Origin of the sequence: Paenibacillus apiarius (genome assembly GCF_017052585.1) — a bacterium.
In the GTDB taxonomy this organism is placed as follows: Bacteria; Bacillota; Bacilli; order Paenibacillales; family Paenibacillaceae; genus Paenibacillus_B; species Paenibacillus_B apiarius.
This window is the reverse complement of the sequence record NZ_JAFFHZ010000001.1, coordinates 863,549-885,714: the sequence shown is the minus strand read 5'-3', so window position 1 is coordinate 885,714 and position 22,166 is coordinate 863,549. Positions and strand designations below refer to the sequence as shown.

General features: G+C 49.3%; 17 protein-coding genes. All 17 read left to right on the top strand.

Annotation, left to right across the window (positions count from 1 at the left end; all coding sequences use genetic code 11):
* Positions 1-3 precede the first annotated feature (3 nt).
* The 17 genes from JSQ80_RS04065 (at position 4) to JSQ80_RS03985 (ending at position 21,881) form a co-directional block, all read left to right on the top strand.
* Positions 4-1,485 (top strand): sensor histidine kinase, encoded by a 1,482-nt coding sequence (locus JSQ80_RS04065; RefSeq protein ID WP_087433452.1) that lies wholly within the window; start codon positions 4-6, stop codon positions 1,483-1,485.
* Between the two features lie 44 nt (positions 1,486-1,529).
* The gene (locus JSQ80_RS04060; RefSeq protein ID WP_087433453.1) at positions 1,530-2,480 is read left to right on the top strand and encodes a 4-hydroxy-3-methylbut-2-enyl diphosphate reductase; all 951 of its coding nucleotides are present in this window, start codon (positions 1,530-1,532) and stop codon (positions 2,478-2,480) included.
* A 24-nt stretch (positions 2,481-2,504) separates the two neighbouring features.
* Entirely contained in the window at positions 2,505-3,014 is a 510-nt protein-coding gene (locus JSQ80_RS04055; RefSeq protein WP_240463520.1) for a DUF2062 domain-containing protein, read from the top strand.
* A 48-nt stretch (positions 3,015-3,062) separates the two neighbouring features.
* Entirely contained in the window at positions 3,063-3,209 is a 147-nt protein-coding gene (locus JSQ80_RS04050) for a hypothetical protein (protein ID WP_206094441.1), read from the top strand.
* 121 nt (positions 3,210-3,330) lie between these two features.
* Positions 3,331-4,392 (top strand): 3-deoxy-7-phosphoheptulonate synthase, encoded by a 1,062-nt coding sequence (gene aroF, locus JSQ80_RS04045; protein ID WP_206094440.1) that lies wholly within the window; start codon positions 3,331-3,333, stop codon positions 4,390-4,392.
* Between the two features lie 464 nt (positions 4,393-4,856).
* Positions 4,857-6,281 (top strand): type I glutamate--ammonia ligase, encoded by a 1,425-nt coding sequence (glnA, locus tag JSQ80_RS04040; RefSeq protein ID WP_206094439.1) that lies wholly within the window; start codon positions 4,857-4,859, stop codon positions 6,279-6,281.
* Between the two features lie 200 nt (positions 6,282-6,481).
* Positions 6,482-7,777 carry a sugar ABC transporter substrate-binding protein gene (locus JSQ80_RS04035; RefSeq protein WP_206094438.1) on the top strand — a complete coding sequence of 432 codons (1,296 nt, stop codon included), beginning with the start codon at positions 6,482-6,484 and terminating at the stop codon, positions 7,775-7,777.
* A gap of 48 nt (positions 7,778-7,825) precedes the next feature.
* Positions 7,826-9,142 (top strand): sugar ABC transporter permease, encoded by a 1,317-nt coding sequence (locus JSQ80_RS04030; protein ID WP_206094437.1) that lies wholly within the window; start codon positions 7,826-7,828, stop codon positions 9,140-9,142.
* A complete protein-coding gene (locus JSQ80_RS04025; protein WP_206094436.1) occupies positions 9,143-9,976 on the top strand; it encodes a sugar ABC transporter permease in 834 nt (277 codons plus the stop codon).
* Between the two features lie 190 nt (positions 9,977-10,166).
* Positions 10,167-11,903, top strand: a complete 1,737-nt coding sequence (locus JSQ80_RS04020; protein ID WP_206094435.1) for an alpha-glycosidase — start codon at positions 10,167-10,169, stop codon at positions 11,901-11,903.
* A 97-nt stretch (positions 11,904-12,000) separates the two neighbouring features.
* Positions 12,001-12,915, top strand: coding sequence for a LacI family DNA-binding transcriptional regulator (locus tag JSQ80_RS04015; protein WP_206094434.1), 915 nt, complete (start codon positions 12,001-12,003; stop codon positions 12,913-12,915).
* Positions 12,916-12,940: 25 nt separating this feature from the next.
* A complete protein-coding gene (locus JSQ80_RS04010) occupies positions 12,941-14,278 on the top strand; it encodes an alpha/beta hydrolase (protein ID WP_206094433.1) in 1,338 nt (445 codons plus the stop codon).
* Between the two features lie 5 nt (positions 14,279-14,283).
* Positions 14,284-15,621 carry an alpha/beta hydrolase gene (locus JSQ80_RS04005; protein WP_336245837.1) on the top strand — a complete coding sequence of 446 codons (1,338 nt, stop codon included), beginning with the start codon at positions 14,284-14,286 and terminating at the stop codon, positions 15,619-15,621.
* Between the two features lie 60 nt (positions 15,622-15,681).
* Positions 15,682-16,371, top strand: a complete 690-nt coding sequence (locus tag JSQ80_RS04000; protein WP_206094432.1) for a stalk domain-containing protein — start codon at positions 15,682-15,684, stop codon at positions 16,369-16,371.
* A gap of 235 nt (positions 16,372-16,606) precedes the next feature.
* Positions 16,607-20,113 (top strand): discoidin domain-containing protein, encoded by a 3,507-nt coding sequence (locus JSQ80_RS03995; protein ID WP_206094431.1) that lies wholly within the window; start codon positions 16,607-16,609, stop codon positions 20,111-20,113.
* An 811-nt stretch (positions 20,114-20,924) separates the two neighbouring features.
* Entirely contained in the window at positions 20,925-21,074 is a 150-nt protein-coding gene (locus JSQ80_RS29415; protein ID WP_336245704.1) for an aspartyl-phosphate phosphatase Spo0E family protein, read from the top strand.
* Positions 21,075-21,248: 174 nt separating this feature from the next.
* The gene (locus JSQ80_RS03985) at positions 21,249-21,881 is read left to right on the top strand and encodes a type II CAAX endopeptidase family protein (RefSeq protein WP_206094430.1); all 633 of its coding nucleotides are present in this window, start codon (positions 21,249-21,251) and stop codon (positions 21,879-21,881) included.
* Positions 21,882-22,166: the final 285 nt, after the last annotated feature.

The following is a 22,166-nucleotide window of genomic DNA, read 5'->3' as shown; positions in this document are numbered from 1 at the left end:
AGCATGTCGATTCGCCTTCGCCTGACCGTATGGTATTCCGTGCTGCTGGCGTTTACGCTCATGCTGTTCGGAGTCTCGATTTATACGTTCGTCGATTATAATCTGTACAATGATATTAAGACCAGAGTTCAGAATGAGGCTCAGCGCTTGTCGCTCGAACCGACGGGGGATTGGTTTAACGGAATCGATTTCGATGTGAAGAGATCCGATGTGGCCCGCTTGTTGAATCAAGATTTGTACATCCAAACGATTAATTTCCGCAATCAAAAGGCGCTCCAATCGACTAACCTGGACAAGCTCGGATTGGAGCTGCCTTTGCCGTCAAAGCCTAGCCAGATTCGCACCGGGTACAGGAAAGTGGAATTGCAAGGGTTTGAATTTCTCGTATACGAAATCCCGATTCAATTAGACAAAAACGGATCGACAATCGGCGCGCTGCAGGTTGCCGCCTTTACCGGGCATGAAGCAAAGTTCACCCGCGAGCTGCGCAGCATTCTCATCACCGCCTCGATGGTCACCCTTGTGCTGGCCTTTTCCCTAGGGCTATTCCTGGCGCAGAAGTCGCTAAGACCGATTGGCAATATCATTCGGGCCACGAACCGCATTCAGAAGGGGGCGGACTTGAGCGTCCGCATTCCGCGCGAAGGACCGCCAGAGGATGAAATCGGCCAGCTGACGGACACGATCAACAGCATGCTCAGCCGCATGGAGACGTTCTATAACGAGCTGGATGATGCGTATCGGGCGCAGCGGCGCTTCGTGTCAGATGCTTCCCATGAACTGCGGACACCGCTGACGACCATTCGCGGCAATGTCGATCTGCTCGAGAAAATGTGGATTAACGAGACAGCTTCACCGGGGAAGCTCCCGCTGAGCGAACGGGAACGGGAGCAGATGTCGTTGGAAGCTCTGCGCGACATCGCGGATGAGTCGCGCCGCATGAGCCGGTTAATCAATGACATGCTGTCGCTCGCCCGTGCGGATGCGGGGTACATGATGGAAAAAGAGCTGACCGAGCTGAAGCCTTTAGTGGAAGAAGTCGTGCGTCGAGCCCAGTTTTTACCGCGCAAGGCGGAATGGGAGCTCGGTGATATTGCCGTATTGGATCATGCCGTCGTCTATGGCAACAAAGATTATTTGCAGCAGATGCTGTTCATTTTCATCGAAAACGCGTTTAAGTATACGGACGAAGGCAACGTTCGGCTGGACGCCATCCGTCAGGACGAACAGATCGGGCTGAAGGTGAGAGACAGCGGCATGGGCATGAATGAGAAGGAAGTTCCGTATATATTCGAGCGCTTCTACCGCGCGGACGTATCCCGCGGCGTCACTTCGGGAACCGGCCTTGGCTTGTCCATTGCGAAATGGATTATCGACGAGCATCACGGCTCGGTTGAAGTGGTCACGAAGCCCGGGGAGGGAACGACGTTCGTGATATGGCTGCCGTTGGCATCGGTCGACGAGGATAGTTCACTTCCGGTATAATAGAAATGCAAGCGGAAGTGAAATCTAAGAAAGCAGGTGTACCGATGGAAGTCGTGAAAATAACACCGCGAGGCTATTGCTACGGCGTTGTCGATGCGATGGTGCTGGCCCAACAGACGGCACGCAATCTGGATCTGCCTCGTCCGATTTATATATTAGGCATGATTGTTCATAACAGCCACGTGACGGATGCGTTCAAGGAAGAGGGCATCATCACGCTGGATGGCGCCAACCGATTGGACATCCTCGATCAAGTAGAGTCGGGGACGATCATCTTTACGGCGCACGGCGTGTCGCCGGAGGTGCGCCGCAAAGCGCGCGAGAAAGGGCTGACGACGGTTGACGCGACATGTCCCGATGTAACCCGGACGCATGATCTGATTCGGGAAAAGACCGGCGAAGGCTATGAAATTATTTATATCGGCAAGAAGGGCCATCCGGAACCGGAGGGCGCAATCGGAGTGGCGCCGGACAAGGTGCATCTGATTGAGAAGGAAGAAGAGATCGAATCGCTGTCCCTGACGACGGATCGCATTATCATTACGAATCAGACGACGATGAGCCAATGGGATATTAAGCACATCATGAACCGTCTCATCGCCAAGTATCCGAAGGCCGAAATTCATAATGAAATATGCATGGCAACGCAGGAGCGGCAGCATGCCGTAGCCGAGCAGGCGAAGGGCTGCGACCTCGTTATCGTCGTCGGCGATCCGAGAAGCAACAACTCCAACCGTCTGGCGCAAGTGTCTGAGGAGATAGCCGGCGTGCGCGCGTACCGGATTGCGGACTTGTCGGAGCTGAAGCGGGAATGGCTGGACGGGATCCGAGTCGTCGGCCTAACTTCCGGGGCATCCACGCCGACGCCGATTACGAGAGAGGTTGCCAACTACTTGGAGCAGTACGACGAGAATAACCCGGACACATGGGAGAAGAATCGCACCGTCAACATGCGCAAGCTGTTGCCGACCGTAAGGACGAAGACTAAAAATTAGTTTTTTTACATGGCAACTACATGAATGGGCAAGCTTGCAGCCGGAAAAGAGAATGGGGCGATGGCCGTGCAGAGATGGTGTAAGTATCAGGCATTGAAGCTGCTCCGAACAAGCGGCGGAGCTGCTCAAGTGGCCAGAGGGTTTTGCGTCGGACTATTCATAGAAATGTTCACGTTGCCTACAGCCGGCTTGGCATTCTTGCTGCTGTTCCCGCTCGTATATATGCTGCGGGGCCGGGTGGCGGCCGCCTTCATCGGCTTTGTGCTGGGCAAGGTAATCTATATTCCCGTGGCGGTGCTGAACGAAAGGGTGGGGCATTGGCTGCTGCCTTCACACTGGACCGTGAGCTTCTCCATGTTGCCGGAGTGGCTGAACCATGTGCTCACCATCAATATGTATTTAATTGTCGGCGGCATCATCGACGGCGCCCTTCTCGGCTTCATGCTATATTTTCCGGTAAAGCAAGGCCTGCGGTTCATGCAGGAACGCCGCAGGCAGAAGCGCCGGTGGCGCCGCGCGGAAGCCGATAGGTAAGCAGAGCTCTCTTTCATCTCAGCTCACCCCGCAAGAGGGGAATCGAGAATGGAAGAGAGCTTTCTTTATGGCGGGATGTTATCTTTTTCACATGACAAGAAATTCATGCGGCAAGAAATTGGCTCAGAGGAAGGGTTGACGATTTCCTTTCGTTCCGATATAGTAGCTTTAATGATTAAAAGCATAAAAGCTTAAAAGCGTATAAGCGTTGTAGTGAAAAAGAGGTGCTTGGACGATCCGTTCGCACTGCTTATAAATTGCACGAATAGCCGCTTCTAGAGTAACGCTATCGACACGATAAGGAGGATCATTTGTCATGATCGTAATTGTATCCAACCAGACGCCGGAGGAACGAATCGCGGAGCTGGTCCGCGCAATCGAGAACGCAGGCAATCAGGCCCACATATCCCGGGGGACAGACCGTACGGTCATCGGCATCGTAGGGCAAGCGGAACCAAAATTGGCAGAACAACTAAGACAGATGAGAGGCGTAGAGAACGTGGTTAAAATAACGAAATCGTATAAATTGGCGAGCCGCGACTTCCATCCGGAGGATACCGTCATTGATATTCGCGGCGTGAAAATCGGCGGAGGCAATCTGGCCATAATGGGCGGTCCATGTGCCGTAGAATCTCCGGCTCAAATCGATGAAATCGCCCGGCTCGTCAAGGCGGCCGGCGGACAAATATTGCGCGGGGGCGCATTCAAGCCGCGCACCGGTCCTTACAGCTTCCAAGGCGTCGGCGTAGAGGGTCTTGTCATGATGGCCGAAGCCGGACGCAAGCATGATCTGCTCACGATTACAGAGGTCATGACACCGGAATATGTAGATATTTGCGCGGAATATGCGGATATTTTGCAGGTGGGCACACGCAATATGCAGAATTTTGATTTGCTGCGCAAGCTGGGTGAATGCGGCAAGCCGGTACTGCTGAAGCGCGGCTTCAGCGCAACCTATGATGAGTGGTTGAATGCGGCGGAATACATTTTGGCGGGCGGCAATCCGAACGTCATGCTGTGCGAACGGGGCATCCGCACGTTTGAGACGTATACGCGCAACACGTTGGATTTGACCGCGATTCCGGTCATGAAGCAATTGAGCCATCTGCCGGTCATCTCGGATCCGAGCCATGGGACAGGCCGCCGCGAGCTGGTGGAGACGATGTCGAAAGCGTCGGTCGCGGCAGGCGCGGACGGACTCATCATCGAGATGCACACCGATCCTGACAACTCGATGACTGGCGACGGGGTGCAATCGCTATTCCCCGATCAATTCGCGAACTTGCTGCGAGAATTGGAACAGCTCGCGCCGTTGTGCGGCAAGACGTTCCACACGGAGAAGCAGGAGGCGGCTCATTTCGCAACATGGGTGAAATAGGGGCATCGCCTTGCTTGAATGTAAATAGAACCTAAAACCGGTTTCTATCCTTATAAGGATGGACCGGTTTTTTGTTATATACGCATAGTTAAGTCAAATCGGAATTATAATGCAAATTCGCTTCGGAAAAGATGTTCAGATTGTGCAAGAATTACGGATTAAAACACAATAAACATGATGAATAGTGCAAATGATTAATGAGCAATACAATTATTGTAGTAAACACAGATTATCAAAAACAAGCTCTTTACTTCCTCATTTGATAGGAAAAAAGTTGTTTATTTGCATAGAATAAATGAAAAAGATGCTCTTGTGTAATATTACCTGACATGAAAATAAAAAATACCTGACATGACTATTGACGAAACCTCCTGCTGCAAATTATAATTACATCAACCAAAAACTACAAAGTGAACAATTGATACGTGATTAGCGTTTAATGTTCGGAAACAGGAGGAAATATCATGTCGGTGAACGCAGTGTTCGAGTTGATTCAAGAAAAGCATATACAATATGTGGATTTCCGTTTTGTTGATTTAATGGGCCGCGCACATCATATCAGCTTGCCTGCAGCAGAGGTGGATGAGGGAACGTTCGAGAACGGAGTTGCGTTTGATGGTTCATCCATTGCCGGCTTCCGCGGCATTGAAGAGTCCGACATGGTGATGATGCCGGATGCCGAGAGCGTGTATGTCGATCCGTTTACCGCCCATCCTACACTGATTGTGATGTGCAACATTTACACGCCCGATGGCGTTCGATATGACCGTGATCCGCGCAGCATCGCACAGAAGGCGGAAGAGTATTTACAGACGTCCGGTGTGGGCACGGATGCTTACTTTGCTCCTGAATCCGAATTTTTTATCTTTGACGATGTTCGCTACGAAAGCACGATGAACAGCTCTTCCTTCTATGTCGATTCGGAAGAGGCATCCTGGAATACGAACCGGAAGGAAGAAGGCGGGAACCTCGGCTTCAAGGTGCGCACGAAAGGCGGATACGTTCCGGTGGCCCCGGTAGATTCTCAGCAGGATCTGCGCAGTGAAATGTGCCGCTTGCTCCAAGAAGCGGGTCTGCGCATCGAACGCCACCACCATGAGGTGGCGACGGCAGGACAAGGCGAAATCAACTTCCGCTTCGACTCGTTGACGCGCACGGCCGATAATCTGATGAAATACAAATATATCGTACACAACACGGCGCGCCAATTCGGAAAGGTCGCGACCTTCATGCCGAAGCCGTTGTTCGGGGATAACGGAAGCGGGATGCACGTGCACCAATCGATCTTCAACGGCGACACTCCGCTGTTCTATGAACAGGGCGGCTACGCGAACATGAGCGAGATGGCGCTGCACTATATCGGCGGCATTCTGCATCATGCTCCGGCCCTGATCGCGCTGACGAACCCGAGCACGAACTCGTTCAAGCGTCTGGTGCCCGGCTATGAAGCTCCGGTCAATCTCGTCTTCTCGAAAGGCAATCGCTCGGCAGCGGTGCGCATTCCGGTTGCTGCCGTAACGCCGAAAGGCTGCCGCGTCGAGTTCCGGACACCGGACTCCACGGCGAATCCGTACTTGGCATTTGCCGCGATGCTGATGGCGGGGCTGGACGGAATCAAGCGCAAGCTGGACCCGACCGTGCTGGGCTACGGTCCGTATGACCGCAACATTTATGAATTGTCCGATGCGGAGAAGCGGGAGATTCGCAGCGTTCCGGCAACGCTGGAAGAAGCGCTCGACGCTCTGGAAGCCGATTGCGAGTTCCTCGTAGAAGGCGGCGTATTCACGAAAGAGTTCATCGACAATTACTTGCAAGTGAAGCGTGCGGAAGCGAAATCCGTTGCCATTCGCATTCACCCTCAAGAATACAGCCTTTATTTCGATTGCTAATCTCATATGCACATGGAATACCTCGTGTCCAGCTTGGATGCGGGGTGTTCTTATTAGCGGGTTCGCGTGGAGATACAGAACCTGCTTTTTTGTTTTTTATAGGTGCTCTTCCACATTTTTTATTGACTACTCTGGCAATCTAAAGTTATCATATTACTGAAACTACTTAAACGTTTAAGTTGAGACTGGAGGGGAAAGGCATGTCAACGCGCTTCTTGATTTCCACATTGACGGCAGCTTTTTTCAGTTTTTTACTGCTCGCGGGATGCGGTGCGCAGGATATGAGTCAGCCAGCCGCGCAAGAGCCGGGGAATACGGCGCAACAGCACGCGACACCAGCGGGATTGCAGCCAGAGAAGGGAGCCGAATTGCTCGTATGGGAATCCAAAGGGCCTGAATTGGATTTTCTGAAAGCGGTCGCAGAAAGCTTTGAACAAGAGTATGGAATAAAGGTCAAGGTGGAGGCGGTTCCCGCTATCGATTCCGTGACGAAGCTGACAACGGATGGGCCTGCCGGTATTGGGGCCGACGTCTTCTCCGCGCCGCACGATCATTTGGGCAATGCCGTCATGGCAGGGCTTGTGCTGCAAAACGATGTGTTTGACGAACAAACGAAAAACGAATTTATGGCCTCGGCCGTCGAAGGTGTCAGTTATGAAGGGGTGCTGTACGGGTTTCCAACCGCTATCGACACGTATGCGCTATATTACAATAAAAAATTGTTGAATAAGGCTCCCGCCACTTATGATGAAGTGATAAAATTTGCCGAGACCTATAACGACACGAAAAACAAAAAGTATGCCTTCATGTGGAATGTAGGCCAGTTGTACCAATCCTACTCCTTTCTTGCCGGTTATGGCGGATATGTATTCGGGAACGGGGGGACGGATGCGAACGATATTGGCTTGAACGGCGAGAAGTCGATTGAGGGCGCGAAGTTTTTTCAATCGTTAAAAAAGATTTTGCCGATCAACATTAACGATATCAATGACAATATCATCACCGGCTTTTTTATAGAAGGAAAAACGGCTGCGATCATGGGCGGACCATGGTTAATGACCGATTTGACGAATGCGGGCATGGATTATGGGGTAGCTCCGTTGCCTCTATTGCCAAACGGCGAACATCCGAACAGCATGTCGGGGATCAGAGCTCTATACGTCAACTCGTATACCGAATATCCGGCCGCCGCGAAGTTGTTTGCGAGTTATGCAACCTCTCGGAAGAACAGCACCAAGCGGTTTGAAATGACGACGCAGCTCCCTCCGAGAAAAGACATGATGGAGGAGCCGATCATTGCGGAGGATGCCAATGCTCTGGCGTTCCTGGAACAAGCGAAGCATTCGACCCCAATGCCATCCATACCTGAAATGGGAAATGTATGGGTGCCGGCGGGCGCAGCCTTGGCCGCGATATGGAATGATAATCAAGAACCGGGCGTTGTCTTGAATAAGGCGGTTGAACAAATCAAAACGGCAATGCAGACCAAAAAATAATAAAGGCAACTATAGACACTCAAAATTTCGACTAAGGCGGTCTTCCGTATGGATGTAACAACAGGTGCTCGTCGGCATCGGACAAAAGCCGCTGTCTTCTCTGCGGTTTTTATAGGATTGGGTCAGCTTTACAACAAGCAATATTTGAAGGGCTTGCTATTTATGCTTGCGGCCCAATTGTTCTTCTGGAACTATTATCCGATTGCCTATCAAGGGATTAGAGGGTTAATAACGTTAGGCGAGGTGCCTACGAGGATTGTAGCGGGGAATGTCATTAAAGGCGATCATTCCATTTTCATGTTGATACATGGGCTCATCACCCTGGTGCTTATTTTATTGTTTGCAGGCTTCTATGCCATCAATATTTACGATGCCAAGAAAAATGGCGCGCTAAGGGACGAGGGAAAGCCTGTCCCGGGATTTATCGAATCCGCAAGGCGGGCAAAGCATCGTAATTTTCCTTATCTATTGCTGCTGCCGGCCATTTGCTTCGTGCTGTTCGTGACGGTGATGCCATTGGTATTTAATGTGCTGCTGGCATTTACGAACTATTCGGCCCCGAACCACATTCCTGACCGATCCTTGGTGGATTGGACAGGGTTTCGAACGTTTTATGATTTATTTGCCCAAGAGGCATGGCGCACAACCTTTTTTGGGATTTCTGTCTGGAATGTAATCTGGGCTGCGGCGTCTACATTGTCTGTCTTTTTTAGCGGTCTCTTGCTGGCGTTGATGGTGAATCACCCTAAAGTTAAATTCAAAAAATTTTGGCGGACGATATTTATTCTGCCGTGGGCAGTTCCACAATTTATATCGATTCTGGTGTTCAGGGTGCTGCTGAACGGCTCGTTCGGTCCTGTGAACGATATGATTGCAAAGCTCGGTTTGTCGCCGGTGCCTTGGCTTTCCGATCCGACGATGGCGAAAGTCACGATCATTCTCGTTAACTTATGGTTCTCGACTCCGTTCCTCATGGCGTTGATGTCAGGCGTATTGACGACGATGCCGCGCGATCTGTACGAAGCGGCCGCTGTGGACGGGGCCACCGGATCGCAAAAGTTTTTCAAGCTCACTCTTCCGCTGGTGTTGGCGGCCACGGCGCCGATATTGATTATGCAATTTGCTTTTAACTTCAATAACTTCAATCTGATATACATGCTTACGGATGGCAATCCGAACCATCCTGATTATTATTACGCGGGCAGCACCGATATTTTGATCTCGTGGATTTTTAAGATGACGTTGAATCAAAGCCAATTCAATATGGCTTCCGCCGTCTCGATTATTATGTTCGTCTTTATTACGATATTTTCGCTGTGGAATTATCGGCGGATGAAGACAACTCAAGAAGAGGATAGGGTCTAAATGTCTAAATTGCTGAACAACTTGGTCGTAATCGGCATTTACACGGTGTTTGCCGCACTGCTGCTTACGACGATATATCCGTTGATTTGGGTTGTCGGAACGTCGCTGAATCCGGGCAATACCTTAATGGTGAGCAAGATGTTCCCTGACCAGCCCACGATCGCGCACTATGTCGATCTCATTCGGAACACCGATTTTGTGCTTTGGTTTACCAACACGCTTACGATCGCCATTGCCAACGCGGCGGTGTCGACGGCTCTTGTGGCGGCGACGGCCTACGCCTTCTCGCGCTTTCGCTTCAAAGGCAGACAGCAAGGATTGATGGCGTTGTTGATCTTGCAAATGTTTCCGGGCTTCTTGTCGATTATGGCGATTTTCGTGCTGCTGCTGCAGACGAAGCTGCTGGATACGCATTTGGGTCTCATCCTGATCTACGCGGGCGGTTCCATTTCGATGGGAACATGGGTGATGAAAGGCCATTTCGATACGATCCCGAAAAGTCTCGAAGAAGCGGCTTACATTGATGGAGCGAGTCATACAGAGACGTTGTTTAAAATTATATTGCCGTTGTCATTGCCGGCGATTACCTTTGTCGCATTGAACAGCTTTATTACACCTTTCATGGATTTTATATTGCCGCAAATCGTGCTGAGATCGTCCGAAAAAATGACGTTGGCCCAAGGCTTGTACAATATGGTGGCCACGGAGACGAATTCAAGCTTTACGACGTTTGCTGCCGGCGCCGTTCTGGTGGCGCTGCCGATTACGATTCTATATATGTACTTCCAAAAATATCTCATCCACGGAATCACGGCGGGTGCGGATAAAGGATAAATAAAAGTAGTAATCAAAAGGCGCTTTTCAGCACCGAGAAGGTTGCAAGAACTCGAAGAAGGAGCAGCGGAGTGTAGGCGAGACTACATGAGCAGCGGACTTCGAGAGTGAATGCAAGATTCGATGCCGAGTTACTTCTTGGTTTAACTTCGTGATCAAAAGCGCTCTCTAAAAAGGAGTATGTCACGCCATGCAATTAGAAGCTATCTATCACAGACCTGGCAATTCGTATTGCTATCCCTATGACGACCGCACGATCCATATTCGGCTGCGGGCCAAAAAAAACGATCTCCAAAAGGTCAAAGCCCTCTATGGAGACAAATATGATTGGGACAATACCGTCCGCGAAGCCGAGCTTCACAAGCTGGGCAGCGACGATCTGTTCGATTATTGGCAAACGGAAGTCGTTCCCCCGCACCTGCGGCTCAGATATGCGTTTGAATTGGTTGCCGGGGAGCAGACAGTGTGGTACACGGAGAAAGGCTTTGTCAAGGAAAAACCGGCGGATCCGCTTTCATGTTTCGACTATCCATTTCTATGGACGAGCGAGGTGCTGCAGCCGCCAGCATGGGTGAAGGATGCGGTGTTTTATCAGATCTTTCCCGACCGGTTCGCCAACGGGGACCCCGCAAACGATCCGGATCAGGTTCGTCCGTGGGAAGAGTTGAATCCGGGCCCGCATGATTTTTACGGCGGGGACCTGCAGGGCGTATTGGAGCGGCTTGATTACATCAGCTCGCTTGGCGTCAACGCCATTTATTTTACGCCCTTGTTCGAAGCGAAGACCAATCATAAATACGACACGACCGATTATTTAAAGGTGGACCCGCAGTTTGGCGATACCGAACTGTTGAAAAATCTCGTAAAAGCGTGTCATGATCGCGGAATTCGCGTTATTCTGGATGCGGTATTCAATCATTGCGGCTACTGGTTCGCCCCTTTCCAGGATGTGCTTAAGGATGGAGAAGCGTCACGCTATCGGGATTGGTTCCATATTAAGCAGTTTCCGCTTGTGCGGGCGCCAAGACCTTCTTACCATTGCTTTGCCTTCGAGTCTCATATGCCGAAGCTGAATACCGTAAACCCGGAAGTGAGAGCGTACTTGCTGGATGTCGCGCAATATTGGATTAGAGAATGCGATATTGACGGCTGGAGATTGGACGTTGCGAACGAGATTGACCATGAGTTCTGGAGGGAGTTCCGCAAAGCATGCAAGGATATAAAGCCGGACTTTTATATTTTGGGCGAAATATGGCATGATGCGATGCCATGGCTGCAAGGCGATCAGTTTGACGCGGTGATGAATTATCCGGTGACCGAGGCGGTCATTGATTTTTTTGCGAAGGGCGCGATGGATGCGGAGCAGTTCTCTTCTCAAGTGAATAAGCTCTTGGCCGACTATCCGCAGCAAGTGAACGAAGCCACCTTTACGATTTTGGGAAGCCATGATACTCCACGCTTGCTTACGGTGGCGCAAGATGAGCGGAAAGCGATGCTTGCCGTACTGTTCCAGTTCATCTTCCTCGGCGCTCCATGTATTTATTATGGAGATGAAGTGGGGATGACGGGCGGGCCGGATCCGGATTGCAGGAAGCCGATGGTGTGGGAGGAAGAGCAGCAGAACCGCGCGCTGTTTGATTTTTATCGCGAGCTCATTTCTTTGCGCACCGCGCATCGCGCATTGCAAGCAGGTTCTTTCCAGATTATATATGCGAACCGGCAGCAGCTGGCCGTAGTAAGGAAGCACGCCAGTGAACAGCTATACATTTGCTTCAATAACAGCGGGCAGGAGGCATCATTCTCCTTTGCAGGGATGCAGCGGCAGCCAGTGACTGCAACGATGCTCGGGAACGGAACATACACGCTGGAGAAGGACGAGATTTCGGTATGTCTTCCTGCGTTCGGATGGATGGTATTCATGGCTTGATTCATGCATTAAGGGCGGTAAGTGGCTAAAATTGACACGGAATAGGCGGTATGCTTTAATTAACTTAAACGTTTAAGTTAAGCGAGGGCGGATAAATATGAAAAAAACAACGATCAAGGATATCGCCAAAGCGGCCGGTGTCTCCATAGCCACGGTGTCCTATATTTTAAACGATGTAAAGACGCAATCCATTTCCGATGAGACGCGTGTTAAGGTCCTTAAAGTGGCGCAGCAGCTTAAGTATGTGACCAATCGCACGGCTCAATCTTTAAAAATCAAAAAGACCGGATTAATCGGCATTTTATTATTTAAAGACGACATACAAAGTCCATGGTCCGATCTGAAATATGCCAAAACGATATGCAAAATCGAGCAGCAATGCAGCGCGCTGGGCTATCACGTTATTTTTATGCAAATCGACAGCACGGCTCCATCCTATAAGGTCATTATGGAAAGAAATTTGGATGGCGTGTTTTTGATCAATGTGGATCAAGAGCGATTTTCAACGATCACTCCATATTTCGGGTTCGGCATTCCGGTATTTGTCATTGACAGTTATATCGAAGATTCGCTCTTTCACAAGATTATGCCGGACATGGAGGCAAGCTTCCGCTTATCTCGCGACTTGCTCGGCGAAGATCCGCAATTTCTTGTTATGGATTCATACAACAATGACCAATGGCGGGGCGCAATCAAGCAAGCATCGGGCCTGGCTGAAGATCGGATTTATGTGTATGAAAATCCAAGCGGCATGCAGGCGTTTTTAGGGCAGTTTAATGGCCGCCCGGGCATCGTTATGAACGAGTTTGTCGCCAATGAAGCAGCCAAAACCAATCAAAATATGATTGCATGGTGCACGTGCCATTGTCCGGAAATCCTGCGGGAAGATATGGCAAAGGTGTCATTCGACTTGAATGATTACACGGCAATCGTACATTTGATGGACAGTTATATTCATGATGTGGAATACGTACACGAGGAGAAGTTTTTATTTTTGTCGGTCTCCTCGTAAAAATAGGGTATGAGGAGATTGTCTAATGGACTCATCACGGTTAATCGAGATCAACCAGTTTTATTCAAGCATTCTTAATAATACGAGAGATATGTTTGTTTACTTGCCCCCTAGCTATGAAACGAATGAACAACAGCGATATCCCGTTCTCTATATGCATGACGGTCAGCATGTTTTTTTTGCGGATCATAAGGGAGACTCGTGGGACGTTCATAAAGCGGTTGATCGTTTGGTGTCTGAAGGCAGGATGAAGGAGATCATTGTAGTCGCGATTTCCCATGTGGAAGATGCGCGGATTGCGGAATATATGCATGCGAATCCGGACGGGCACAATGTGTTCCACACGGCCAATCAAGGCGAATTATACGAGCAATTTCTCGTTCAGGAAGTGAAGCCTTATATCGATCGGGAATACCGGACGTTAACTGGTAAAGAACATACGGCCTTGATGGGATCTTCCGCCGGCGGATTGGTCTCTTATAATATCGGATTTCGTCAATCCGACACCTTTGGCATGGTTGGAGCACTGTGTCCGTTCTTTGTAAGCGTGAATCCGGACACGATGGAAGACAGATGGCTGAGCAATGTCTATACGGAGAAGAGGGATCTGAAAATTTGGATGGATGTAGGAGATGCAGAAGGCTTCACCGTTATGGAAAAGCATGTGCGGCAAGTGGTGGATGTGCTCATTCAAGTCGGCTATGAGCCGGGGAATGATTTGATGTACTATTATGCAGTCGGCTCCGGTCATGCGCAAAAAGATTGGGCGGCAAGGGTTCATGCGCCTCTCCTTTATTTTTTTGGAGAGATAGGCACCCCTGTGCATGTTGAATTGCGGGGACCTGAGGCAGTAGGCATAGAGGGGCCGAAGCGGACGTTCAACCCGGTCGTTCGCTTCGACAGCGGCTTTGTCATGACGGATCTCAACGCCGTGTATGAAGTGGCCGATCCCGCAATTTTAGTGGTAACCGCAGACGGAACGCTCGTTCCGAAGCAAGCAGGAAAGACAACCGTAACCTATGCCAATCACTCTATCCATGCTTGTGTGGACGTCACCGTCGTTCCGTATATTTCCGAGACGGCCGCGGTGGACATCTTTGTGAAAGTGCCGGAATTTACGCCGCGCACTGAAAAACTATATGCCGGGATCGAATTGCCGATGATCAACGAAGGGCTGTATGGCGGCACGTTCGAGGCACCGCGGGACTTGTCCTTTGAATTTCGGATTTCCCGCGGCTTAGGCAAGCATGAAACCGATCGCCACGGCCAGGAAGTTCCTTATCGCAAATTTACGGTTACGGATGGATTGGTGTTGCATTACGAAGTCGAAAATTGGGTGGATCTCTTGGCGGAGAACAAGTAAAGGTGATGAATATGATGCGTGGTTCAAGCATATTGCGAATTGAAAATTTTCAATCGGACTATCTGGATAACAAGCGGGATATATTCGTATATCTTCCTCCCGGCTATGAGCATGACAAGAGCAAGCGGTATCCGGTTCTGTACATGCATGACGGGCAAAATATTTTTCATCCGGCATTCAATGGCTATTCATGGAACGTGCACGTTACCGTCGATAAGCTGATTGCCGATCATATTATCGAAGAAATTATCGTAGTTGGCATACCCAATATGGGGCAGGAACGGGCCGATGAATTCACCCATGACATGGAAGGCATTCTCCATCAAGCGGATAAGGTTCCGATCCAACCGCGCGGCCATCTATATGAGAGCTTTATTATCGATGAAGTGAAGCCTTATATCGATTCCGTGTTCCGCACGAAAACAGAGCCGGAGCATACCGCTTTAATGGGTTCCTCACGAGGGGGACAAGTCACGTACCATATGGGATTTCGCCGTCCCGACGTGTTCGGCATGCTGGGCATCGTTTCGCCGTATTTTTATTGCGTGGACCCAGAGACTCAGGAAGAAGCGCCGCAGTATCATTCTTTCACCGCAAAGCAGCCTGTTGCTAAAATATGGATGGATCTGGGAAGCAGCGAAGGGCTCTTGGTGATGGAAAAGCATGTGCGGGAAGTGGCCGAGAAGCTTCTGGACTTGGGCTATAAAGCAGAAGGCGAGCTGGTCTATCTCTATGAACCCGGAGCGGCTCATGTGGAAAAAGATTGGGCGGCAAGAGTGGCTGCGCCGCTCATCCACTTTTTTGGCAATCAAGGCAAGGCCTGTTCATTGACGCTGCACGGCAGTGAAGAGGTTGGAATCGTGGGCCCTCAATGCCGGCTGAACCCGATTGTCGAGTTCGATTCGGGATTCAAGATGTCTCTATTAAGAGCGGCCTATCGAGTAGAGGATGAACGCATCGCGCAAGTTCGGGAGGATGGAACCGTTATCCCTTTGCAACAGGGACAAACGAAGGTAACCGTTCAGTATGATGGGTTGGAAGCTGCCCTAATGATTCGTGTCACCGCAGAGATCAAAACGCATATCACGCTGGATATCGTCGTCCATGTCCCGTCAAATACGCCAGACGGCATCAAGCTGTATGCATGGTTTCCGTTGAGGTACAATCCGGGCAACCGCACTTATACGAACCAACTGCAAATACCGCTGCATGCCGAATGGGTGTACCAGGTCAGCCGCGAGGATGGAATCGTCGAGGTCGATGCAGTGGGGAACACGGTGGAGCGCCGATATAAAGCGTTAATGGATTCAAAACTCGAAATTCGCGTAGAACGTTGGTCTTAGATGATAGCATCGGGTTAACGTAACTCCAAAGATTTTTGTATATTGGAAGGAAAGATAACAATGAAGAAACTAGTTACTGGATTCATATGCGGCGCGATCTTTTTCTCAGGAATTGCATTCGCTGCATCGAACTTTACAGCCAAAGCCGAAGAATACAAAATTTACATTAACGGACAAGAGAAAGCGCTGAGCGACAAGCCCGTGTCCATCGAGGGCAAGCTCTATCTTCCAATTCGGGAATTGGCCGATGCGGTTGGATATCGTGTTGCTTTCGAAAAAGGCGGCATCAGGCTGGAGTCTAAAAAGAAGGAAGAGAAGCCAGAAAGCGGCTCTTCCGGGAGCAGCGATACTAAGTTCGAAACATTGCCTATCACCCAAACCGTGAAAGATGTTGAGGTAACGGTTCATTCGGTGCGGGTTACAGAGGGGAATACGGACTTTGAAATCACGATTAAAAATAATACGAGCAATGAAGATATTACACCTGAATTGGGAAGCGCGAAGACGGGAGCAAACGACGGCATTGAAGGCAAATCATATGAAACGGTTGGGATCTCTCCGGCAAATCCCGATTTTGAAGCCGGGGCCATCAAACCCAAAAAAGAAAAGCATGGCTGGGTGCGCAATCTAGGGTTGGCAGACCGAGATGTCAAAAACTTGACGTTCAGTCTTTCCCTGAATGGAACAAAAGAAACGAGAACCTTTTCTTTCTATATAGACTGTAAAGATCTGAAATTCCGCACCCTCTAAAAAGGAACGGCGGTTCGTTCGGTTTCGCTTTCATAATTGAGCATGTTCCCGAATAAGATACAGTATCTACCTTTTACGTGTTACCCGAGCGGGGCATGAGTGAGAAGTGTAAACTTTTTGCTTATGCCTTTTTTTGTGTTGCAACAGAGTTTTGGAAATTATAGGATAAAAAAAGGAGGTGATGGGCAATAACTTGTATTCGACCAAACCGATAACAAGATGATATGGAGGGACTATGAAGAAAACGATACAATTGAAAGCGGTTTTATTGCTGCTCAGTCTAATGGTTGCAATGACGGCGACCTTGACCGTTGCCCAGCCGACGACAGCGTTGGCGAATTCCAGTGTGAAAAATGCCGCATCAGGACAGGCGGACACGCCTCCTGCCGCAACAGTCCCAGCTGTTCAGGATGGACCGCCGCACAGCGTCACGGATGCCGTCTATGACAAAGACGGCAACGTACTCCCGAGTGACTCTCCAGATGAAGCACCCGCTGCGTTCAGCGGGACGAATCTAGCCTTGAACAAGCCGGTCTTTGCTGCTGGCAACGAAGTGGATTATCTTAATCCTGAATTAGCCGTAGATGGAAAGCCCAATACGAGATGGTCTTCTGCGAAGCAAGATGATCAATGGTTCTATGTTGACCTTGGAGAGCGGAAGGCTGTGGATCGCGTCGTCATTCGATGGCAGACAAGGGCTGATACATACAAGATACTCGTATCTGATGACGGCGTGTTGTGGTCGAATGTGAAGGACAATGATGGGATTATCCAATGCGAGGGAGGGACGGAAATCATTGATTTCGCTCCGCGCCAAGCCAGATATGTGAAATTCCAGGGCGTGCAGCGGGCGCCTGTCGATGGCATCCTGTATGGCTACTCCTTTTATGAATTTGAGGTGTACCAGTTGAATGACTTGCAATCCATCATAGACAAAATAGCAGCAACATTGACGGTGCATGCCGGTCAGACGAAGCTGGATTGGTCTGCGGCTAAAGTGCCGGAAGGATTCCGCGTGAGCGTGTACGGCAGCGACCGATTGCCTGTCATTGATCGGGAGGGCAATATTCGCGCGCCGTTGGTGGATGCCAAGGTGAACCTCCTGGTGGAGGCAGAAGATCTGAACGATCCGAAGCGAAAGCTCCTGTCCGGAAATATCGCCGTGACCGTTCCGGGCCAATATAAGCAGACCTCGGAACGAAATGCAGAGCCGGACGTGATTCCGTCCTTGAGAGAATGGTATGGGGGCTCCGGCAACTATGCACTGACCGAATCTTCGCGCATTGTCGTGAACCCGCCGGACGAGTCAGCGCTGCGCAAGGCAGCCGAATTGACACGCGAGGATCTGTTGGATCTTACGGGATACGAGCTTGAGATTGTCTATGGGGAGCCGCAGACAGGGGATCTGTACTTGTCTCTTGATCCGTCCTTGACGTGGCTCGGTGAGGAAGGAAATGTGTTCAAGGCAGGCGAGTATGTGTCGATCGCCTCCGTGTCGGCGAAGGGGGCTTTCTTCGGTACGAGAACCGCGCTCCAGATCATCAAGCAGAACAAGGATCGCACCATCCCTCAAGGGGAAGCGAGAGACTATCCGAAGTACGAGAAGCGCGGACTGATGATCGATGTCGCCCGCAAGTTCTATACGATAGATTTCCTTAGAAGCTACGTAAAGCTGTTGTCTTGGTACAAAATGAACATGTTCCAGATTCACTTGAACGATGATGTCGGCACGCCGTTCGCAGATGGAACGACGGCAGCTTACCGGCTGGAAAGCACCACATATCCGGGACTGGCCAGCCCGAATGGCTATTATACGAAGCAGGAATTCAAAGACCTTCAGCTTCTAGGCATGGACTATGGCGTCAATGTCATTCCGGAAATTGATACGCCAGGGCATTCCCGCGCATTTACCTCCTATGATCCTGCACTTGGGAACGAACGCTCCTTAGACATTTCCAAACCGGAAACCGTTGCTTTTGTAAAGAAATTGTTCGATGAATACTTGGATGGAAGCGATCCGACCTTCGTCGGGCCTGAAGTGCACATTGGTACGGATGAATATTGGGGACCGGATGTTGAAATTTTCCGGCGGTACATGGATACACTCGTGAAACATATTAACGGCAAAGGCAAGCACCCGCATTTATGGGGCGGATTGACGGAATACAACGGATCGACACCGGTAAGTAATGAAGCTACGATGGACATCTGGTATGAGCCTTATGGTGCGCCGCAGCAGGCCGTAGATCTCGGCTTCGACGTTCTTAACGTTCAGAATGTATTCCTGTATATCGTTCCTACCTTATATGGGGATTACTTGAATTCCCAGTTCCTGTACAATGAATGGGAGCCGATCAAATGGGAGACGACGACGCTGCCATTCGGCCACCCGCGCGGTAAAGGTGGTATGTTCGCCTTATGGAACGATGTGTCTGATGCCAATGGCTTATCGATGGACGACTCGCATGAGCGGCTGCTGCCTGGGATCCAAGTCGTGTCGGAGAAGATGTGGACCGGAACGAGAGACGACAAGTCTTTCGAGCGGTATGTGAAGCGGGCGGAGGCCATTGGCGATGCGCCGAACGCGAATTTATCGCATAAGATCGTCGTTGATAATGAAGAAAATCGTGTCATTCAATATTTGTTCGAAGATCAATTCAAGGATCAATCAGGCAACGGATTTGACGGTGAGGGCGTCAACGTTGAAATGACAGAAGGGAAATACGGCAAGGGGGTCCGCTTGAACGGAGGGAAGAGCTACATTGAGACACCGATCGAGGCGCTCGGGTTCGGATGGACTCTCTCGATGTGGGTGAAGCCGGACAAGAACAATCCAGATGACGCTGTGCTAATGGAGTCTCCCGCAGGCAGGTTGAAGCTCAAGCAGGGCAAGACGGGCAAGCTTGGGTTTACGAAGGAACACTATGACAGCGCGTTCAATTACGTCGTTCCGGAGGACAAGTGGACGCATATCTTTCTGAGGGGTGACAGTAAAGGCGTTACGCTGTTCGTTAATGTGGATGAATACGTGGAGCGGCTCGAGAACACATTTCCTCATCTGCAGACGCTGGTGCTGCCAACGCTCAAGATCGGCAGCGATACGAATGCATTCAAGGGTGTTCTGGATAATGTCATGATATACAATAAACCGATTGAGCTGCTTAGCAGTGACAATGCGGCGCTGCATAAAGCGACGGAATCTTCCGCGACTGAGTTCCCATATTATTCGTCTGACATGGCGGTGGATGGGATTGTGTCCATAAGCTCCAGATGGTCCAGCGCTTACGTGGACGATGCATGGTTTATGGTTGACTTGGGCGAGTCGAAAGAAATCAACAAAGTCATTATCAAGTGGCAAGCGGGTGCAGAAAAATATAAGCTGCTCGTGTCTGATGACAAGCAGAACTGGACGAACGTGTCCGGTGATGGCGGAGTCATTACTTCCAAAGGCAACTTGGACATTATCACATTCGATCCGAAGGCTGCGCGATATGTCAAATTCCAAGGCGTGAAGCGGGCGACCGTCTTTGGTTACTCCTTCTTCGAGTTCGAAGTGTATCAACCGGATCATATTCAGGAATACAAGAGATTGATTGCATTAATGGATGAATTGCTCCCGAAATTACACAAACAAGAGACATTACGAAAGCTGCTTCTCCAAGTGTTGAACCGCTATCCATATGATGCGACACGTGATCTTCGTCCGATGCAAGAGCTGGTACGAATGATTCAGATGAAATAGGCTGGCGTTACCCCCGTATCTATGAAAGATGCGGGGATTTTAGGGGAGTATTAAAAATTTTATGAATCTATCTTTTATGCTATATTCTTTAAAATGTGTTTAGCAGGTCGTGCATCAAGTAACCGTTGCGGCGAATATTGTTGCGGAACTGAAAATACCTATTGCCCATTGATCTGGGTTTAAGGCAGTTGCACCGATTCTTATAATTTTTTACTGTCCTGTACAATGTTTCAAATGCTTCAGGAAACTCAATCGCTAATGATTTTGATTACTACAACCGCGGGAATGGCATAACGCTTAACATTCATTGGTTGCCAGTCATTTATTACGAAGTTACAACAAACTCGTAAGCGCAATTCAACGTAGTGGAGGAGAGTTATGGAACTCAGTCAAATTGAAGCGTTATTAATCACCATTTCTTTTCTTACTCTGTACACATTAATAGTCGTTCTAGGAATTCACTTCATCTTTAGAAAGAACATTTTGGTAAGGAATTATGTTTTCTTGGGGCTTGTGGCAATTGGGTTATTGGTGTCGTATTACACCACCATCTTCAAGAACGGAAGTAATTGGATTCAATCCGTTCTCTTTACAATCATATTTATTGGTCTTTCTCGACAACAATGGATTTACAGCAAAAAGACGAAAAAATAATACAGCATTAAGGATCAAATCCATAAAAAGAACGCCTTCGGGTGTTCTTTTTACATTTTGTTTCTTTACCACCTAATTTTTGTATTCACCGAAACACATTATATACTTATTGCAACTGTAGTTGACCTGCCGCTATAAGTTAAGTTGTTATGCGGAGGTGAGTTCTATTGTATCCAACTATGACGCGTCACTAGATGCACCGTTGTCAAAAAATCGCGGATTAAGACAGCAACTATTGAGAACTGCGGTTGATAAAGGTCTCACTGACGATGAAGTAGTTAGACTAAGCCAAGAACTGGATATCTAAAAAATTTCGAATAAACACGAACGTTAACTGAATACCGGCTAGTTAGTTGGACATGGACTCCTATCGTATCGGGCATCGTTATTCTACTGTCCACAGCCTTGCTCAAGTCCAAGCGTGCGATACAGCGGATAGACAAAGAACTTGGGGTTTCGTGACGAGTTGAGGGAGAGAGGAATGACTAAAGGAATGAATGCAATACATGCGGGCTGGCTGTTTCTTGTTTCCTATATATCGGGAAATGTGCTGTCTACCTTTATATTTCCAGATAAACATCAGCTATACGCTAACTTAGGCTTTTTTCTACTCTATGTAGCGTTCGCACAAATCGGATTGAATGTGATTCCTTCTGTTGTATTAACGAGCAACGAAGAGCTTTCATGGGTGTCCGTATTCAAGTTCCGTAAGGTGACTTGGCGAACGATGCTGCTAAGTATACTGATATATGCGCTTAGTCAGATTTTCATGTTGTTTATTCATCAAGCGACCGAAATCGTATCAGCAGCCCTTGGGAGAACGTATCAGGTATCGATTTATCCGATCGCAACCGACATCATGTCCCTAGCTTTGCTCATCGTAGCGATTGGCGTAATTCCGCCGATATGTGAAGAGCTGTTGTTCAGAGGGGTGCTGTTGACCGGATACGAACAAAAGGGGAAATGGTTCGCCGCGGCGATGAGCTCCGTCTTGTTCGCCCTCTTTCACAACAATCCATATCGGCTGATGGAGCTGTTCTTCGCTGCTTGGGTATCGGCACTTATCGTATACTCTACGCTCGGTCGATCTGGCCGGGGATCGTCATCCATATGACTACAAACATCGCCTATGTAGTCGGATCGTATATGCAAGGCGGGGATTTGGTGAAGAGTGTATCTTCGCCATCTGATTCTCCCAACTATTTTTTGTTAGGGATATCAGGTGCAGCGTCCATCCCTGCGCTGTACTTTTGCTGGCTCCTGTTGCGGAAGATTGATAAGATTGAGCGGCTGCGTCATCACTCCAAAGATCAATATCAATCTTATTTGGAGAGAAAGTATTGGCTGGTACCAATTGTCATTTCTATATGCCTGTTTTGTTTCTATTTATGATACAGTG

Bases quoted from the DNA above. Each gene is read 5' to 3' on its own strand.
- JSQ80_RS04065 (WP_087433452.1), top strand. From the start codon at position 4: ATGTCGATTCGCCTTCGCCTGACCGTATGGTATTCCGTGCTGCTGGCG.
- JSQ80_RS04060 (WP_087433453.1), top strand. From the start codon at position 1,530: ATGGAAGTCGTGAAAATAACACCGCGAGGCTATTGCTACGGCGTTGTC.
- JSQ80_RS04055 (WP_240463520.1), top strand. From the start codon at position 2,505: ATGGGCAAGCTTGCAGCCGGAAAAGAGAATGGGGCGATGGCCGTGCAG.
- JSQ80_RS04050 (WP_206094441.1), top strand. From the start codon at position 3,063: ATGGAAGAGAGCTTTCTTTATGGCGGGATGTTATCTTTTTCACATGAC.
- aroF (WP_206094440.1), top strand. From the start codon at position 3,331: ATGATCGTAATTGTATCCAACCAGACGCCGGAGGAACGAATCGCGGAG.
- glnA (WP_206094439.1), top strand. From the start codon at position 4,857: ATGTCGGTGAACGCAGTGTTCGAGTTGATTCAAGAAAAGCATATACAA.
- JSQ80_RS04035 (WP_206094438.1), top strand. From the start codon at position 6,482: ATGTCAACGCGCTTCTTGATTTCCACATTGACGGCAGCTTTTTTCAGT.
- JSQ80_RS04030 (WP_206094437.1), top strand. From the start codon at position 7,826: ATGGATGTAACAACAGGTGCTCGTCGGCATCGGACAAAAGCCGCTGTC.
- JSQ80_RS04025 (WP_206094436.1), top strand. From the start codon at position 9,143: ATGTCTAAATTGCTGAACAACTTGGTCGTAATCGGCATTTACACGGTG.
- JSQ80_RS04020 (WP_206094435.1), top strand. From the start codon at position 10,167: ATGCAATTAGAAGCTATCTATCACAGACCTGGCAATTCGTATTGCTAT.
- JSQ80_RS04015 (WP_206094434.1), top strand. From the start codon at position 12,001: ATGAAAAAAACAACGATCAAGGATATCGCCAAAGCGGCCGGTGTCTCC.
- JSQ80_RS04010 (WP_206094433.1), top strand. From the start codon at position 12,941: ATGGACTCATCACGGTTAATCGAGATCAACCAGTTTTATTCAAGCATT.
- JSQ80_RS04005 (WP_336245837.1), top strand. From the start codon at position 14,284: ATGAATATGATGCGTGGTTCAAGCATATTGCGAATTGAAAATTTTCAA.
- JSQ80_RS04000 (WP_206094432.1), top strand. From the start codon at position 15,682: ATGAAGAAACTAGTTACTGGATTCATATGCGGCGCGATCTTTTTCTCA.
- JSQ80_RS03995 (WP_206094431.1), top strand. From the start codon at position 16,607: ATGAAGAAAACGATACAATTGAAAGCGGTTTTATTGCTGCTCAGTCTA.
- JSQ80_RS03985 (WP_206094430.1), top strand. From the start codon at position 21,249: ATGACTAAAGGAATGAATGCAATACATGCGGGCTGGCTGTTTCTTGTT.